Source organism: Bradyrhizobium sp. INPA03-11B (assembly GCF_040446015.1).
Lineage (GTDB): Bacteria > Pseudomonadota > Alphaproteobacteria > Rhizobiales > Xanthobacteraceae > Bradyrhizobium > Bradyrhizobium macuxiense_A.
The window spans coordinates 17,858-31,557 of record NZ_JASGSR010000057.1; the positions used below are offsets into that span (position 1 = coordinate 17,858).

Consider the following 13,700-nt stretch of genomic DNA (forward strand, 5'->3'; position numbering starts at 1 on the left):
TTTCCGATGCCCCCAATCCAGCGCTTCCGCGACGGCACCTGCACCGGGCAGGCTCAGAGGCCCGCAGGAAGGCCGCGGCAAGGAGGCGCCGATTCCCGGCAGCCTGTATGCGCGGACGTCGCAGAAATTTGGGGGCTAGCACAAGCACCGCTGCACCCTCTCCCCTTGTGGGAGAGGGTGGCTTCGCAAAGCGAAGCCGGGTGAGGGGTTCTCTCCACACGGGAGAATTTCACAAGCGGAGAGAACCCCTCATCCGGCGCTTCGCGCCACCTTCTCCCACAAGGGGAGAAGGGAAGATCACCGCGAGCCCTTCAATGCCCCATCGCGGCGATTGCGTCGGCGATCGCGATGGTGCGCTTCGCCATCTCGGCGTGCAGGCGCTCGACCATGCGGCCGTCAAGCTGGATCGCACCGCGCGAGGCGTTCTCCGGCTGTGCGAAGGCGGCGATGATCTTGCGCGCCTCGGCGACCTCGGCCTCCGGCGGCGTGAAGATCGCGTTGCAGGCATCGATGTGGCTCGGATGGATCAGCGTCTTGCCGTCGAAGCCGAGATCGCGGCCCTGCGCGCATTCCTCCGCGAAGCCGTCGACATTGCTGATGTCGCTATAGGGCCCGTCGAGGATTTCAAGCCCGTGCGCGCGGGTCGCCAGGATGCAATGCGTGATCATCGGGATCATCGCCGCGCGGCCTGGCTTCATCCGGATCCGGGTTTCGCGCGCAATGTCGTTCGGCCCGAACACGAAGCCGGCGAGCCGGGTCTCGGAATCCTTCGAGGCCGCAGCAAGCTTGTCGGCGTCGAGCACCGCACGCGCGGTCTCGATCATCGCCCAGACCCGGATCGAGGCAGGGGCGTTGATGTCGCTGAGGCGATCGGCGACGGCGTTGAGATCGTCGACCGTGGAAATCTTCGGAACCAGGATCCCATCCGGCTGCGCCTTGCCGGCCATGCCGATGTCGTCGACCCACCAGGGCGTGTCGAGCGCGTTGATGCGGATCAGAACCTCGCGCTTGCCAAAACCCTTGGCGGCGACCGCCTTGGCGATCTGCTCGCGGGCCACCGCCTTGGCATCGGGGGCAACGGAATCCTCCAGGTCGAGGATAATGCCGTCCGCCGGCAGCGTGCGGGCCTTCTCCAGCGCCCGTGCATTCGATCCCGGCATGAACAACAGGCTGCGGCGCGGACGGGTCATCGACGTTCTCCTCGGGGCTTGGGGCTCCGTTGCTGTCCAATGTTTGAGCAGCGGGCAGGAACCATCCTTCAACGCTGCCGTACCATCTCAGGCTGGACGCCGAAAGTCTTGTTCCCGTCATTGGCATGTGGTTAGCCAGAGGCCATGAAATTCTTTCCGAAGCAGTTGATCGACGGCTACCGGACCTTCGCGACCCAGCGGTTGCCGACTGAACAGTCGCGCTACCGGGACCTGTCGGAACGCGGCCAGTTTCCCGAAACCATGGTGATCGGCTGCTGCGATTCCCGCGTCTCACCCGAGGTGATCTTCGACGCAGGCCCGGGTGAATTGTTCGTGGTCCGGAACATCGCCAATCTGGTTCCGGTCTATCAGCCCGACAGCAACGCCCACGGCGTGTCGGCCGCGCTGGAATACGCCGTGACCGTGCTGAAGGTGAAGAACATCGTGGTGCTGGGCCATGCCCAGTGCGGCGGCATCCGCGCCTTCGTCGACAAGATCAAGCCGCTGACCCCCGGCGACTTCATCGGCAAATGGATGCAGATGTTCATCAAGCCCGGCGAGGTGGTCGAGCAGCGCGACCATGAGACCATGCAGGACTTCGTCACCCGCATCGAGAAGGCGGCGGTGTTCCGCTCGCTGGAGAATCTGATGACCTTCCCGTTCGTCCGCGAACGCGTGGAGAGCGGCGAGACGCAACTGCACGGCGCCTATTTCGGCGTCGCCGAGGGCTCGCTGTTCGTGCTCGACCGGGGCGCGAAGGAATTCATCAGCGTCACCGACGCCCTGAAGGCCGGCGAGTAGCGCTGTCGGCTAAGCCTCGTCGTGAGCGTTGCCCCAGCGATCGGACAGCGCAAGCAACAGCGCCGAGATCACGAACACCAGGTGCACGGCGACGAGCCAGGTCATCCGCGTCGCGTCGAACGCGGCATCGATGTTCAGGAACGCTTCCAGCACATGGATCGCGGAGATCGCGACGATCGAGGCCAGCAGCTTCTGCTTCAGCCCGGCAAAATCGATCTTGGTGATCCAGATCGGCCAGTTCGGGTTGCCCGACGTGTCGATGCGCGAGACGAAATTCTCGTAGCCCGAGAACACCACGATGAGAATGAGATTGGCGACCAGCGTGACGTCGATCAGCGCCAGCGCATCGAGGATGACCTCCGTCGACTTATAGCCGGCCGCATGCAGCACGAACTCCCAGAGCATGCGGGCGAATTTCAGCAGCAGCACGGCGAGCGCGACGACCAGGCCGACATAGAACGGCGCCATCAGCCAGCGGCTGTTGAACAGCACATATTCGAAGCCGCGCATGATGCGCGGCGTCGCCGGACTTGCTGGGGTGGGGACCGATTGTTCCGACATGGCTCAGCCCCCGTTTGGTCTGTCTCAGGCCGCTTTTTGCTTGGCGGTGATCAGCTTGCGGTTGATCAGGACTTCCGCGATCTGCACGGCGTTCAGCGCCGCCCCCTTGCGCAGATTGTCCGACACGCACCAGAACGCGAGGCCGTTCTCGACCGTCGCATCCTCGCGGATGCGGCTGATATAGGTGGCGTCCTCGCCAGCGGCCTCGTAGGGCGTGACGTAACCGCCCGGCTCGTGCTTGTCGATCACGAGGCAGCCCGGCGCATTGCGCAGGATGTTGCGCGCCTCGTCCGCGGTGATCGGATTGGCGAACTCGACATTGACCGCTTCGGAGTGACCGACGAACACCGGCACACGCACGCAGGTCGCGGTCAGCTTGATCTTGGGATCAAGGATCTTCTTGGTCTCCGCCATCATCTTCCACTCTTCCTTGGTGAAGCCGTCTTCCATGAAGACGTCGATCTGCGGAATGACGTTGAAGGCGATGCGCTTCGGAAACTTCTTATTGATCAGCTCGTCATTGGTGTAGACGGCCTTGGTCTGCGAGAACAATTCGTCCATCGCATCCTTGCCGGCGCCCGACACCGATTGATAGGTCGAGACCACGACGCGGGTGATCGTCGCCTTGTCGTGCAGCGGCTTCAGCGCGACCACGAGCTGCGCGGTCGAGCAGTTCGGGTTGGCGATGATGTTCTTCTTGGTGAAGCCGGCGGCCGCATCTGCGTTCACCTCCGGCACGATCAGCGGCACGTCGGGATCCATGCGCCAGGCCGACGAATTGTCGATCACGACCGCGCCTGCGGCGCCGATCTTGGGCGACCATTCCTTGGAGACCGAGCCGCCGGCCGACATCAGGCAGATGTCGATGTCGGAGAAATCATAGTGCTCGAGCGCCTTCACCTTCAGGGTGCGGTCGCCATACGAGACCTCGATGCCGACGCTGCGGCGCGAGGCCAGCACGACGACCTCGTCGGCGGGGAATTTGCGCTCATCGAGAATGTTGAGCATTTCGCGCCCGACATTGCCGGTCGCACCGACCACCGCGACTTTGTAACCCATCGTTCACTCTCCGACGAAATATGCCCGTTCCCCCGCAATGCGCGGAAAGGGAAGAGGCAGCGCTTCTATGCGAGAAACCCCGTCAAGACAACGTTGCGTAGCGTTTGAGCGTTTTGATGCGTTTATTTCGGGCCGATCCGGCCGCACCCCATCATACGAGAAATCCGTCAGTGCTGACGAGCTTCGTCGACGAGGTGTACGCCATGCTCTCCGGGCTGTTCGCCTATGCCGCCGTGCTCGCGCTGTTCGTCGTCCTCGGCGTCTATCTATGGAGGCAACTGCCGGACGCAACGGCAATGCCGGCACCCGCTGCCGCGGGCTGGAGCCTGGCCGGCCGCCAGGCGCCGGCCTTCGCCATCAGCAAGCTAGATCAACGAGACAAAACAGAGACTTACGAAATCTTCCGGCATCCCGAGGGCGGCCGCAAGGACATCTTCCGCTGGGCCGATGCCAATGGCGCGCCGGCTGCAGAGCTCGAGATCTACCGCCCCGGCAGCGAGGCTGCGGGACCTGCGGCCGCCGAGATTGCCGGGCGGCTCGACCCAGGCGGCGTCCGCGAGCTCGAGGCGGCCGGCATCGTCGACAGCAAGTTCGGCAGCGTCACCCTGCTGCGCCCGGCGCGGCAGGACGGCAACCGCGCCTGCCTCGCCTTCCTCAAGCAGGCCGACGCACCCGATCTCAGAATTTCCGGCTGGACCTGCCAGGGCACGAGCCTGCCGGCCCAGCGCGCCGCAATCGTCTGCATGCTGAACCGCCTGACCCTCTTGGCCGCGGGCAATGACCCGAGGCTCGCCGCGCTGTTCGCGCATGCCGAGCTCAAGCGGACCGACTGCGTTACCTCCGGCCCGCCCGCTCTGTCGGCGGATTGGGTGATGGGCAGCGAGAACCCGCTGCTGCGCGGCGCGCTTTAATGGCGAGACCGTGGCAAGGCACTGGTTTTCATGAAACTTTTGCGCTTGGACACGCATTATCTCGCCTGGTGTGGCGCAATTGACCTAGTGACGGCCTCCCCACCATGGCTACAATGTGTTCCGAGTGATTTTGGCGGACGCGCCAGCCCCGACGGGGCCGTAATGACGAGGATGCGATGTCTTTGAAATTCCCTGCCGCGAACAAGCTCGTGGTGTTGCTTGCCGCGGCTGCCGTCACCGCAACCGCATTCGGCATGACCGCGGCCAGCGCGCAGAGCCAGACCCCGAGCAAGCGCAAGCAGCAGGAGCAGTATGACCGCGACGGCCGCCGCTATTACGGCGCGCAGGGTCCGAACCGGGTCTACCAGCAGGGCCCGCGTACCCGCGTTTACGTCACCACGCGCTCGTGGCTGGATGCCGGCACCGAAGTGCTGCCGGGCGACCGCAAGTTCAACGACTACGCCTATCCGCCTGACGTCGGCTACCCCTCGTTCGGACGCGAGAACAACAACCGCCCGATCGATCGCCAGCCGCTCAGCCCGCCGTCCGACCTTGGCGGCTATCCGCGGACCTTCCCGCTGTACTGAGAATTCCGGCGCACAGCCGATACGAAAATGCCCGGCTCCCGCCGGGCATTTTTTGTTTTTGCTTCGTCATTCCGGGGCTCGCGAAGCGAGAACCCGGAATCTCGAGATTCCGGGTTCGATGCTGCGCATCGCCCCGGAATGACGGCATAGCCGTCACGCGTGCAGCTTCTGCAATTCCTTCAGGATCGCTTCGCCCATCTGGCTCGTGCTGGCCGGCGTGGTGCCTTCCGACTTGATGTCGGCGGTGCGCAGGCCGCTGACGAGCACGGCTGCGATCGCGGCATCGACCTTGTCGGCGAGATCGCCCATGTCGAAGGAATAGCGCAGCGCCATGCCGAACGACGAGATCATCGCGATCGGGTTGGCGAGACCCTTGCCCGCGATGTCGGGCGCCGAGCCATGCACCGGCTCGAACAGCGAGCGCCGCTTCCTGGTCTTGGAATCGACTTCGCCGAGCGAGGCCGACGGCAGCATGCCGAGCGAGCCGGTCAGCATCGCCGCGATGTCGGACAGCATGTCGCCGAACAGATTGTCGGTGACGATGACGTCGAACTGCTTCGGCGCCTTGACGAGGTTCATGCCGCCGGAATCGGCGAGCTGATGCTCCAGCGTGACGTCCTTGTATTCGCGCGCGTGAACCTGGGTCATGACCTCGTTCCAGAGCACGCCCGACTTCATGACGTTGCGCTTCTCCATCGACGTCACCTTGTTGCGGCGCTTGCGCGCGAGGTCGAAGGCGACGCGGCCGATGCGCTCGATCTCGTAGGTGTCGTAAACCTGGGTGTCGACCGCGCGCTTCTGGCCGTTGCCGAGATCGGTAATGGTCTTCGGCTCGCCGAAATAGACGCCGCCGGTGAGCTCGCGGACGATCATGATGTCGAGCCCCTCGACGACGTCGCGCTTCAGGCTCGAAGCCTCCGCCAGCGCCGGGTAGCACACTGCCGGACGGAGGTTGGCGAACAGGCCGAGATCCTTGCGCAGCCGCAGCAGGCCGGCCTCGGGCCGCACCTCATAGGGCACGCTGTCCCACTTCGGACCGCCGACGGCGCCGAAGATCACGGCATCGGCCGCGGTGGCCTTGGCCATATCGCCTTCGGAGATCGACACCCTGTGCGCGTCATAGGCGGAGCCGCCGACCAGGCCCTGCTCGGTCTCGAACTTGGCGATGCCCTGCGCATTCAGCCAGTCGATCACGCGCTGCACCTCGGCCATCACTTCGGGGCCGATGCCGTCGCCGGGAAGAAGCAGCAGTTTATGGGTCGCCATGGTCGTTACCTCATTCAATCGGGCATGCCCGTCATCGTCTGGCGCGAGTGCTAAAACGCCCCGCACCGATTGGCAAGGCACCCTGAGCAGGGCCAAAATGGCCCGGAAACAGCCAGCCGCGCTCCAAGAAGCCAACAAGAAATCAAGAAGAAGCCAACAAGACGGACCTCATGACCGCAGCCATCGTCTACGCCTTCGCCTCGGCGATTTTCCTCGGCGCCGGGGTGGTGCTGGCGCAGCTCGGGCTGCGCACCGTCGAGCCGCTATCGGGCGCCGCAATCAGCGTGCCGTCCTTCACCCTGGCGTTCCTGTTGCTGTCGCCGCTGATCCTGCATGGCGAGCCGGTGGTCTGGCGGGCGCTTCCGATCTTCATGGCGATCGGGCTGTTCTTCCCGGCCTCGCTGACGCTTTTGACCTTTGCCTCGAACCGGGCGCTCGGCCCGGTCATCACCTCGACCTTGGGCAATCTGGCGCCGCTGTTCGCGGTGACCGCGGCCGTGGTGCTGCTGCACGAGCCCTTGCTGCCGCAGCAACTCATTGGCCTCGTGGTCGCGGCGGCGGGCGCTGCCGTGATCACCGTGACCCGGCCGCGCGACCTCGGCCATTGGCGCAGCTGGGCCCTCCTGCTGCCGCTCACGAGCGCGCTGGTGCGCGGCATCGTACCGCCGATCGCCAAGCTCGGGCTGGCGATCTGGCCGAGCCCGCTGTGGGCCTGCCTGGTCGGCTATGTCATGTCCTCGCTGGTGGTGCTGGTCGTGCAGCGGATCCGCAAGGGCAGCTTCGTCGTGCAGGCGCCGCGCGAGGGGCGGTTCTGGTTCGCACTGACCGGGATCAGCAATGGGCTCAGCGCGCTCAGCCTGTTCGCCGCGGTCCGCAACGGCCCGATCACGCTGGTGGCGCCGCTTGCCGCGATCTACCCGCTGTTCACGGTGGCGATGAGCGCTGTGATGCTCAAGCATGTCGAGATATCAGCGCGGATCGTCGCCGGAACCCTGCTGACCGTGATCGGCGTCGCGCTGGTCCTGATCGCGTGATTGCCCGATACGCAAGACAGTGTTGCTGTCGTCGGTGCTGGGCAGGATCGCCGCGGCCTGCCACAATGCGGCATTGCCGGAGTGAATTGTGAGAGCCCCCGCCCCATCCTATCCGCATCCCGCGCGGTTGATCCTGATTCTATCGCTCGCACCGACGGTCGGTCTCGGCATCGGCCGCTTCGCCTATTCGCTGGTGCTGCCCGACATGCGCGACCAGCTGGCCTGGTCGTATTCGGCCGCCGGCTTCATGAACACGGTCAACGCCGCCGGCTACCTGGTCGGCGCGCTGCTTGCATCGCGGCTGATCCAGCGCTTCGGGCTTGCGACGTCGGTGCGCTGGTCGACGCTGACCTGCGTGCTGTCGCTGGCGCTGTGCGCGCTCTCGGGCAATTTCGCCGTGCTGAGCTTTGCCCGCCTGCTGGTCGGCTTCGCCGCCGCGATCGGCTTTGTAGGCGGTGGTGCGCTGGCAGCAACCATCGCGCAGTCGCGGCCGGAACGCGCCAACTTCCTGCTCAGCCTGTTCTATGCCGGGCCGGGCGTCGGCATACTGGCGTCCGGCCTGATCGCACCCTTCGTGTTGCAGGGCTTCGGCGCCGGCTCATGGTGGATCGTGTGGTGGGCGATGACCTTGCTCTCGGTGATCATGACGGTGCCGCTGCTGCTCGCGCCATTCCACGCTGGAGCTGGAGCAGTCGGCATCGTACGGACCAAGTTCGCCGTCACGCCGGTGCTGATCTATCTCGCCGCCTATTTCCTGTTCGGTGCCGGCTACATCGCCTACATGACCTTCATGATCGCCTATGTCCGCGACGGCGGCGGCGGCGCGGTGGCGCAGAGCGCGTTCTGGAGCCTGATCGGCGTCAGCGCATTCGTGACGCCATGGGTCTGGCGGCGGGTGCTGGCACTCGACCGCGGCGGGCTCGCCACCACCATCATCCTCGGCGTCAACGCGCTCGGCGCGGCTCTGCCGATCTTCGGACATTCGCCGCTGCTGCTTGCGATCTCGGCGCTGGTGTTCGGCGTCGCCTTCTTCGCGGTGGTCGGCTCGACCACCGCCTTCGTGCGCTACAACTATCCGCCGGAAGCCTGGCCGACCGCCATCGCGGCGATGACCATCGCCTTCGGCGTCGGCCAGACACTCGGACCGATCGTGGTCGGCGCGATCACCGACGCCGTCGGCAGCCTGTCATTTGCGTTGAACGTCTCCGCCGCGATGCTCGCGCTCGGTGCGCTGCTGTCGGCGTTTCAGAGGAAGGTCGGGCCGTAGTCCTCGGTCGTCCCGGCCGAGTGCGCAATTGCGCACGGGGGCCGGGACCCATAACCACAAGTGGTTGTGATGGAAGGAAGCGTCTCCCCGCCTACCTATTCCCTCGGCCGCGGAGTATGGGTCCCGGCCTTCGCCGGGACGACAGCAGACTAGCTTCCGCTGAACGAATTGTAGCCCTGGTCTTCCCAGTAACCGCCCTTGTAGTCGTTGGTGACTTCCATCGAGAGCACGTATTTCGGGTTCTTGAAGCCGAGTTTTGTGGGCACCCGGATCTTCATCGGGAAACCGTAGGCGCGCGGCAGGATCTCGTCGGCGAACTTGAACGTCATCTGGGTCTGCGGGTGCAGCGCTGTGCGCATGTCTAGAGGTGAATTGTAGCCGTCCTTGTCGGCGCACTGGAACCAGACATATTTGGCGCGCGTGTCGGCACCAATGATCTTGAGGAAATCGCGTAAGGGCGTCCCGGTCCAGCTGCCGATCGCGCTCCAGCCCTCGACGCAGATATGCCGCGTCACCTGCTTGACCTGCGGCAGCTTGTACAATTCATCCAGCGTCCACGACTTCTTGTTGTCGACCAGTCCGCGCACCTCGAGCTTCCAGTCCGCGCCCGCGATCTCGGGCGCATCGTCGAGATCGTAATAGGCATTGAACGGAAACGGCTTGGTGATCATGCTCTCGGGGAAGGTCGGCGCCAGCGCGTCCGGATTGAACATCCAGGCCTGCACCGCGTCGTTGAACTTCGAGACCTTCTTCAGCAATTCCTCCGCCGACGACGAATCGACCACGTCGCAGCCGGTCAGCAGCGTCAGCGCGCCGAGGCTGGTGCCCGCCGTGATGAAACGGCGGCGCGTCAGCTCCGGCATCGTCTTGACCGCATCGCGCACCAGCAGCTTCTTGTCGACACCGGGGATCAGGAGTTTTCTGAGACGACCCATGATACCCTCCCTCAACGCCCAATGAGCATCGCGCGCAGGCTCTTCGGCACCAGCAGCGCGAGCGCGACATGGATCACCAGGAAGGCGACGATCAGCGCCATGCAGGTGAAGTGAACATAACGCGCGAAGTCGTAGCCGCCGAACAGCGAGACCAGCCAGTGCAGTTGCACCGGCTTCCACATCGACAGGCCGGACAGCACGATGACGACGCCAATCGTGATGATGCCGGCATAAAGCAGCTTCTGCACCGAATTGTACGTGCTGAGATCGTCATGCGACAGCTTGAAGGTCAGCGCCGCCTTGGTGTCGGCAATCACACCGCCGGGGGTGATCGGCAGCAGCTTCTTGCGGAAGCGGCCGGTGGCGAAACCGAGCGCCAGATAGACCAGGCCGTTGACCATCAACAGCCACATCGCGGCGAAGTGCCAGAGCAGCGCACCGCCGAGCCAGCCGCCGAGCGTGATGCTGCGGGAGAAGGTGAAACTGAACAGCGGCGAGGCGTTGTAGATCTGCCAGCCGGACATGATCATCAGGATCATCGCGAAGGCGTTGACCCAGTGCACGATCCGCACCCAGACCGGCTGGATCACCTTCGCCGGTGTTGCGGTCTCTGCCTGGTGGTCGCTGACGGCAAGGCTCGTCATGGAAGTTCTCTGCTCGTGGTCGTTACCGGCTTATACGCCGGGAACCGGCGTTCCGTTACGGGGTGGCGCATCATCAGTTTGATATAGGCCGCTTCAGGTGGTCACAAAAATGCGAGCCGGGGCGAGGCTCCGGCTCGCTATTTCGTCGGACCGGTCAGGGACTAAACCGGGCGGCCGGGTGTTACGACGCCGGCATCAGCACGGTGTCGACCACATGGATGACGCCGTTCGACTGGTTGACGTTGGAGATCGTCACCATCGAGGTGCCGCCCTTGGCATCGACGATCCAGACCTTGCCGTCCTGCCGCTTCACGGTCAGTTCCTCGCCCTCGGCGGTCTTCAGCATCTTGCCGTCGGTGAGGTCGGAGGCCGCGAGCTTGCCGGGCACCACATGGTAGGTGAGGATCTTGGTCAGCGTCGCCTTGTTCTCGGGCTTGACGAGACTGTCGACGGTTCCGGCCGGCAGCTTGCCGAACGCGGCGTTGGTCGGCGCGAACACCGTGAACGGGCCCTTGCCTTCCAGCGTGCCGACCAGGCCCGCGGCCTTCACCGCCGCGACGAGAGTGGTGTGGTCCTTCGAATTGACTGCGTTCTGAATGATGTTCTTGGACGGGAACATCGCGGCGCCGCCGACCATCACGGTCTTTTCCTCGGCGCGGACCGGCGCGATGACGGTGGCAGTGATCGCGAGCGCGCTGAAGGCGGCGGCAGCGAGATAGGCAATACGCTTCGACATGATTTCGTCTCCCGATGGGTAATCTGGCCGGCGCATCTCCGCCGGCGATGAAGGGGCAACAACGACGCGGGTTGGTTGATGAAAGCGCCGTCGTTGAGCTGAGCTACGCGAGGTTTTCCGGGCGGTTTCCGGAAATAATTCTTTGTGATTCCTGAAACCAGCGGCGCCGCGCTTCGTACTCGTGCTCATCGCACGACCTGCGCGCCATTCCATTCAGCGGAATGGACGGGTGCGCTGCCGCGAGCAATTTGCTTGCCGCCCTTGTTCGATTGGTTCAGCCTGAGATTGCGGCGCAGCTTCGCCGCGGGCGGTCGTGGGGATGCCAATCATGAGCAGCATTACGGCGGATGGGCGCGCCGCGCCTATGGTGAACGATGCCGGCAGCGACGTCGGCCCGCTCGAACAGAAACATCTGCAATACGCCAACTACCGCGCCGTCGCCGGCAGCGCCGAGCTCACAAAGACCCATTGGCACATCGCCACCGCCAACGCGCTCGGCTGGGGCTTCGACGGCATGGACGGCGTGATCTTCGCCCTGATCTCGCCGATGGTGATCAAGGACTTTGCGCTGACCCTGCCGGAATATCGCTCCGGCATGCAGATCGCGCTGTTCGTCGGCATCGCAGGGCTCTATTTCTGGCCATGGCTCGCCGACCGCTACGGTCGCCGCACGCTGCTCGCCGTCAACATCGCGCTGTTCTCGCTGCTGATGCCGGTCGCGGCGCTGTCGCCGACCTTCGCGGTCTTCGTCATCGCGCGCTCGCTGCTGTTCTTCGCGCTCAACGGCGAATGGTCGCTCGGCTCGATGCTGGTGGCGGAGACCTGGCCGGCGCGGCTGCGCGGCCGCGTTATCAGCATCACGCGCTCGGCCTGGTGCCTGGGCGCGACGCTCGCCGGTGCGATCACCGGCCTCGTCGCCGCCAATTTCGGCTGGCGTATCGCCGTGATGGTGCCCGGCGCGATCGCGCTGCTCGCGATCTATATCCGCTCGACCTGTCCGGAATCGCCCTATTGGGTGCGCGCGCAGGACCGCAAGCGGCGCATCTCGGAGACGCTGGCGCGCGGCGGCACGGTCAGCGACGACGACCGCAACTGGTTCACCAAGGCCAAGTCGGTCGGCATCAGCCAGGTGTTCATGCCCGATGTGCTGCCTTCGACATTGGTCGCGCTGTTCGTCGCCTGCGCCTCGACCTGCATCTACGGCACGGTCGGCGCCTGGATGCCGCTGTATCTGTCGACCGAGAAGCACTGGTCGACCGCCGAATACAGCCTGTTCTACGTGTTCTACGGCCTCTGCGGCTTCCTCGGCCTGTGCGTGGTCGGCTGGCTGATCGACAGGATCGGCCGCCGCCGCACGTTCATCATCACCCTGATCGAGGGCGCGATCTTCATGACGCTCTGGGTCTATTCCGAGGACCGCGTGCTGCTGTGGACGTTTGGGCTCGCCTGGTGTCTCGGCTTCCTCGGCTTCTGGGGTCCGAGCACGACGCTGACGGCGGAAATCTTCCCGACCCGGATCCGCGGTGCTGCCAACGGCGTGGTCTGGGCGATCGCCTATTTCGTCGGCTTCGTGCTGTTTCCCTTCGTCTCGATCGCACTCCAGCAGCACACCGGCTCGTTCGCGCTGGCGTTCCTCTGCATCCCCGTGCTGATGATCGCGATGGCGATCGGCGTGTTCCTGTTCGTGCCGGAGCATACCGGCAAGGAGCTGAACGAGATCAGCGAGTGAGGTCGATCGCGATGGCGATATCCATCAACGCTGTCGTCCCGGCCAAGCGAAGCGCGAGCCGGGACCCATAACCACGAAGGGTCGTTTGGCGAAGGCTGCGGCTCCAGCGTTCCCAACAACCAACATCGGTGGTTATGGGTCCCTGCTTTCGCAGGGACGACCCGTTGTGTAAGCTCGGCCTAATCCCTGTTCGCCGGAGTCTGGATGAATCCCCGGTTGTGGGTCGGGCTGATCAGGATCTCGTTCATGCAGACCCGCGCCGGCATGCTGGCGACGAAGGCGATGGTGCGGCCGCAATCCTCGGGCTGCAGCATCTTGGCCTGCTCGGCCTCGCTCGGCACCACCGGCCGCTGCTTCAGGATCGGGGTCGCGACCTCGCCCGGCGACAGGCAGCAGGCGCGCAGGCCGTTGATGCATTCGTCCATGTTGAAGGAATGGGTCAGCGCCAGCACCGCGTGCTTGGTCGTGGTGTAGGCCGGGCCCGGCATCTTCGAGACGTGACGGCCGGCCCAGGAGGCGACGTTGATGATGCAGCCGTCCTGCTGCTTGCGCATGGTCGGCAGCACCGCGCGCATGCAGTACAGCACGCCGTTGAGGTTGACCTCGACCAGCTTGTCCCAGCCTTCCAGTTCCATGTCGGCCCAGCTGCGCTTCGGCACATTGATGCCGGCGCTGTTGACCAGGAGGTCGATGCGGCCGTGCTTGGCAACGATCGCCTCGGCCGCCTTGTTGACGTCGGCCTTGCTGCTGACGTCAAGCGGGATCGCCTCGGCCTTGCCGCCCTTTTTCGTGATGTTGGCCACCACGCGGTCCAGCTCTTCCTTACGGCGGCCGGAAATCACCACCGTCCAGCCGTCCGCAGCCAGGAATTCCGCCCCGGATTCACCGATACCCGTTCCACCGCCGGTGACCCAGGCCACGCGTTTCCCATTATTTGTCATGCAAACTGTCTCCGTTGCTTTCCGAAGGGCGTTTTTGCT

The 13,700-nt window shown here is 64.6% G+C and carries 14 protein-coding genes; 6 read left to right on the forward strand and 8 right to left on the reverse strand.

Annotated features, from left to right (window positions below; genetic code table 11):
• Positions 1-311: 311 nt before the first annotated feature.
• Entirely contained in the window at positions 312-1,190 is an 879-nt protein-coding gene (locus tag QMZ05_RS23170; RefSeq protein WP_353702838.1) for a CoA ester lyase, read from the reverse strand.
• A 144-nt stretch (positions 1,191-1,334) separates the two neighbouring features.
• On the opposite strand from QMZ05_RS23170, the gene QMZ05_RS23175 reads away from it, so the two are divergent.
• The gene (locus QMZ05_RS23175) at positions 1,335-1,991 is read left to right on the forward strand and encodes a carbonic anhydrase (RefSeq protein ID WP_353702839.1); all 657 of its coding nucleotides are present in this window, start codon (positions 1,335-1,337) and stop codon (positions 1,989-1,991) included.
• Positions 1,992-2,000: 9 nt separating this feature from the next.
• On the opposite strand, the gene QMZ05_RS23180 is transcribed toward QMZ05_RS23175, so the two are convergent.
• The gene (locus QMZ05_RS23180) at positions 2,001-2,552 is read right to left on the reverse strand and encodes a TIGR00645 family protein (RefSeq protein ID WP_353702840.1); all 552 of its coding nucleotides are present in this window, start codon (positions 2,550-2,552) and stop codon (positions 2,001-2,003) included.
• Positions 2,553-2,576: 24 nt separating this feature from the next.
• The gene (locus QMZ05_RS23185) at positions 2,577-3,611 is read right to left on the reverse strand and encodes an aspartate-semialdehyde dehydrogenase (RefSeq protein ID WP_050424961.1); all 1,035 of its coding nucleotides are present in this window, start codon (positions 3,609-3,611) and stop codon (positions 2,577-2,579) included.
• A 116-nt stretch (positions 3,612-3,727) separates the two neighbouring features.
• Between QMZ05_RS23185 and QMZ05_RS23190 the strand changes: the two genes are divergently transcribed.
• Both QMZ05_RS23190 and QMZ05_RS23195 read left to right on the forward strand, forming a co-directional pair.
• Positions 3,728-4,522, forward strand: a complete 795-nt coding sequence (locus QMZ05_RS23190; RefSeq protein ID WP_353702841.1) for a hypothetical protein — start codon at positions 3,728-3,730, stop codon at positions 4,520-4,522.
• Positions 4,523-4,698: 176 nt separating this feature from the next.
• Positions 4,699-5,109, forward strand: a complete 411-nt coding sequence (locus QMZ05_RS23195; RefSeq protein WP_074128329.1) for a hypothetical protein — start codon at positions 4,699-4,701, stop codon at positions 5,107-5,109.
• Between the two features lie 153 nt (positions 5,110-5,262).
• Here the strand turns inward: QMZ05_RS23195 and leuB are convergent, their stop codons facing one another.
• Positions 5,263-6,375 carry a 3-isopropylmalate dehydrogenase gene (leuB, locus tag QMZ05_RS23200; protein ID WP_353702842.1) on the reverse strand — a complete coding sequence of 371 codons (1,113 nt, stop codon included), beginning with the start codon at positions 6,373-6,375 and terminating at the stop codon, positions 5,263-5,265.
• 170 nt (positions 6,376-6,545) lie between these two features.
• Between leuB and QMZ05_RS23205 the strand changes: the two genes are divergently transcribed.
• Positions 6,546-7,409: an EamA family transporter gene (locus QMZ05_RS23205; RefSeq protein WP_353702843.1), complete on the forward strand. Its 864-nt coding sequence runs from the start codon at positions 6,546-6,548 to the stop codon at positions 7,407-7,409.
• Between the two features lie 88 nt (positions 7,410-7,497).
• Positions 7,498-8,676 (forward strand): YbfB/YjiJ family MFS transporter, encoded by a 1,179-nt coding sequence (locus QMZ05_RS23210; protein WP_353702844.1) that lies wholly within the window; start codon positions 7,498-7,500, stop codon positions 8,674-8,676.
• Between the two features lie 149 nt (positions 8,677-8,825).
• On the opposite strand, the gene QMZ05_RS23215 is transcribed toward QMZ05_RS23210, so the two are convergent.
• The 3 genes from QMZ05_RS23215 to QMZ05_RS23225 form a co-directional block, all read right to left on the reverse strand.
• Complete coding sequence (locus QMZ05_RS23215; RefSeq protein ID WP_353702845.1) at positions 8,826-9,611, reverse strand: molybdopterin-binding protein; 786 nt, start codon at positions 9,609-9,611, stop codon at positions 8,826-8,828.
• A gap of 11 nt (positions 9,612-9,622) precedes the next feature.
• Positions 9,623-10,255 carry a cytochrome b/b6 domain-containing protein gene (locus tag QMZ05_RS23220; RefSeq protein WP_353702846.1) on the reverse strand — a complete coding sequence of 211 codons (633 nt, stop codon included), beginning with the start codon at positions 10,253-10,255 and terminating at the stop codon, positions 9,623-9,625.
• Positions 10,256-10,436: 181 nt separating this feature from the next.
• On the reverse strand, positions 10,437-10,991 hold the full coding sequence (locus QMZ05_RS23225) for a fasciclin domain-containing protein (RefSeq protein ID WP_353702847.1): 555 nt from the start codon (positions 10,989-10,991) through the stop codon (positions 10,437-10,439).
• 328 nt (positions 10,992-11,319) lie between these two features.
• On the opposite strand from QMZ05_RS23225, the gene QMZ05_RS23230 reads away from it, so the two are divergent.
• Positions 11,320-12,720 carry an MFS transporter gene (locus QMZ05_RS23230; RefSeq protein ID WP_353702848.1) on the forward strand — a complete coding sequence of 467 codons (1,401 nt, stop codon included), beginning with the start codon at positions 11,320-11,322 and terminating at the stop codon, positions 12,718-12,720.
• Positions 12,721-12,899: 179 nt separating this feature from the next.
• On the opposite strand, the gene QMZ05_RS23235 is transcribed toward QMZ05_RS23230, so the two are convergent.
• Entirely contained in the window at positions 12,900-13,661 is a 762-nt protein-coding gene (locus QMZ05_RS23235) for an SDR family oxidoreductase (protein WP_353702849.1), read from the reverse strand.
• Between the last annotated feature and the right edge of the window lie 39 nt (positions 13,662-13,700).

Excerpts from the sequence above, each read along its gene's own strand:
- QMZ05_RS23170 (WP_353702838.1), bottom strand. The coding sequence starts at position 1,190 with ATGACCCGTCCGCGCCGCAGCCTGTTGTTCATGCCGGGATCGAATGCA.
- QMZ05_RS23175 (WP_353702839.1), top strand. The coding sequence starts at position 1,335 with ATGAAATTCTTTCCGAAGCAGTTGATCGACGGCTACCGGACCTTCGCG.
- QMZ05_RS23180 (WP_353702840.1), bottom strand. The coding sequence starts at position 2,552 with ATGTCGGAACAATCGGTCCCCACCCCAGCAAGTCCGGCGACGCCGCGC.
- QMZ05_RS23185 (WP_050424961.1), bottom strand. The coding sequence starts at position 3,611 with ATGGGTTACAAAGTCGCGGTGGTCGGTGCGACCGGCAATGTCGGGCGC.
- QMZ05_RS23190 (WP_353702841.1), top strand. The coding sequence starts at position 3,728 with ATGCGTTTATTTCGGGCCGATCCGGCCGCACCCCATCATACGAGAAAT.
- QMZ05_RS23195 (WP_074128329.1), top strand. The coding sequence starts at position 4,699 with ATGTCTTTGAAATTCCCTGCCGCGAACAAGCTCGTGGTGTTGCTTGCC.
- leuB (WP_353702842.1), bottom strand. The coding sequence starts at position 6,375 with ATGGCGACCCATAAACTGCTGCTTCTTCCCGGCGACGGCATCGGCCCC.
- QMZ05_RS23205 (WP_353702843.1), top strand. The coding sequence starts at position 6,546 with ATGACCGCAGCCATCGTCTACGCCTTCGCCTCGGCGATTTTCCTCGGC.
- QMZ05_RS23215 (WP_353702845.1), bottom strand. The coding sequence starts at position 9,611 with ATGGGTCGTCTCAGAAAACTCCTGATCCCCGGTGTCGACAAGAAGCTG.
- QMZ05_RS23220 (WP_353702846.1), bottom strand. The coding sequence starts at position 10,255 with ATGACGAGCCTTGCCGTCAGCGACCACCAGGCAGAGACCGCAACACCG.
- QMZ05_RS23225 (WP_353702847.1), bottom strand. The coding sequence starts at position 10,991 with ATGTCGAAGCGTATTGCCTATCTCGCTGCCGCCGCCTTCAGCGCGCTC.
- QMZ05_RS23230 (WP_353702848.1), top strand. The coding sequence starts at position 11,320 with ATGAGCAGCATTACGGCGGATGGGCGCGCCGCGCCTATGGTGAACGAT.
- QMZ05_RS23235 (WP_353702849.1), bottom strand. The coding sequence starts at position 13,661 with ATGACAAATAATGGGAAACGCGTGGCCTGGGTCACCGGCGGTGGAACG.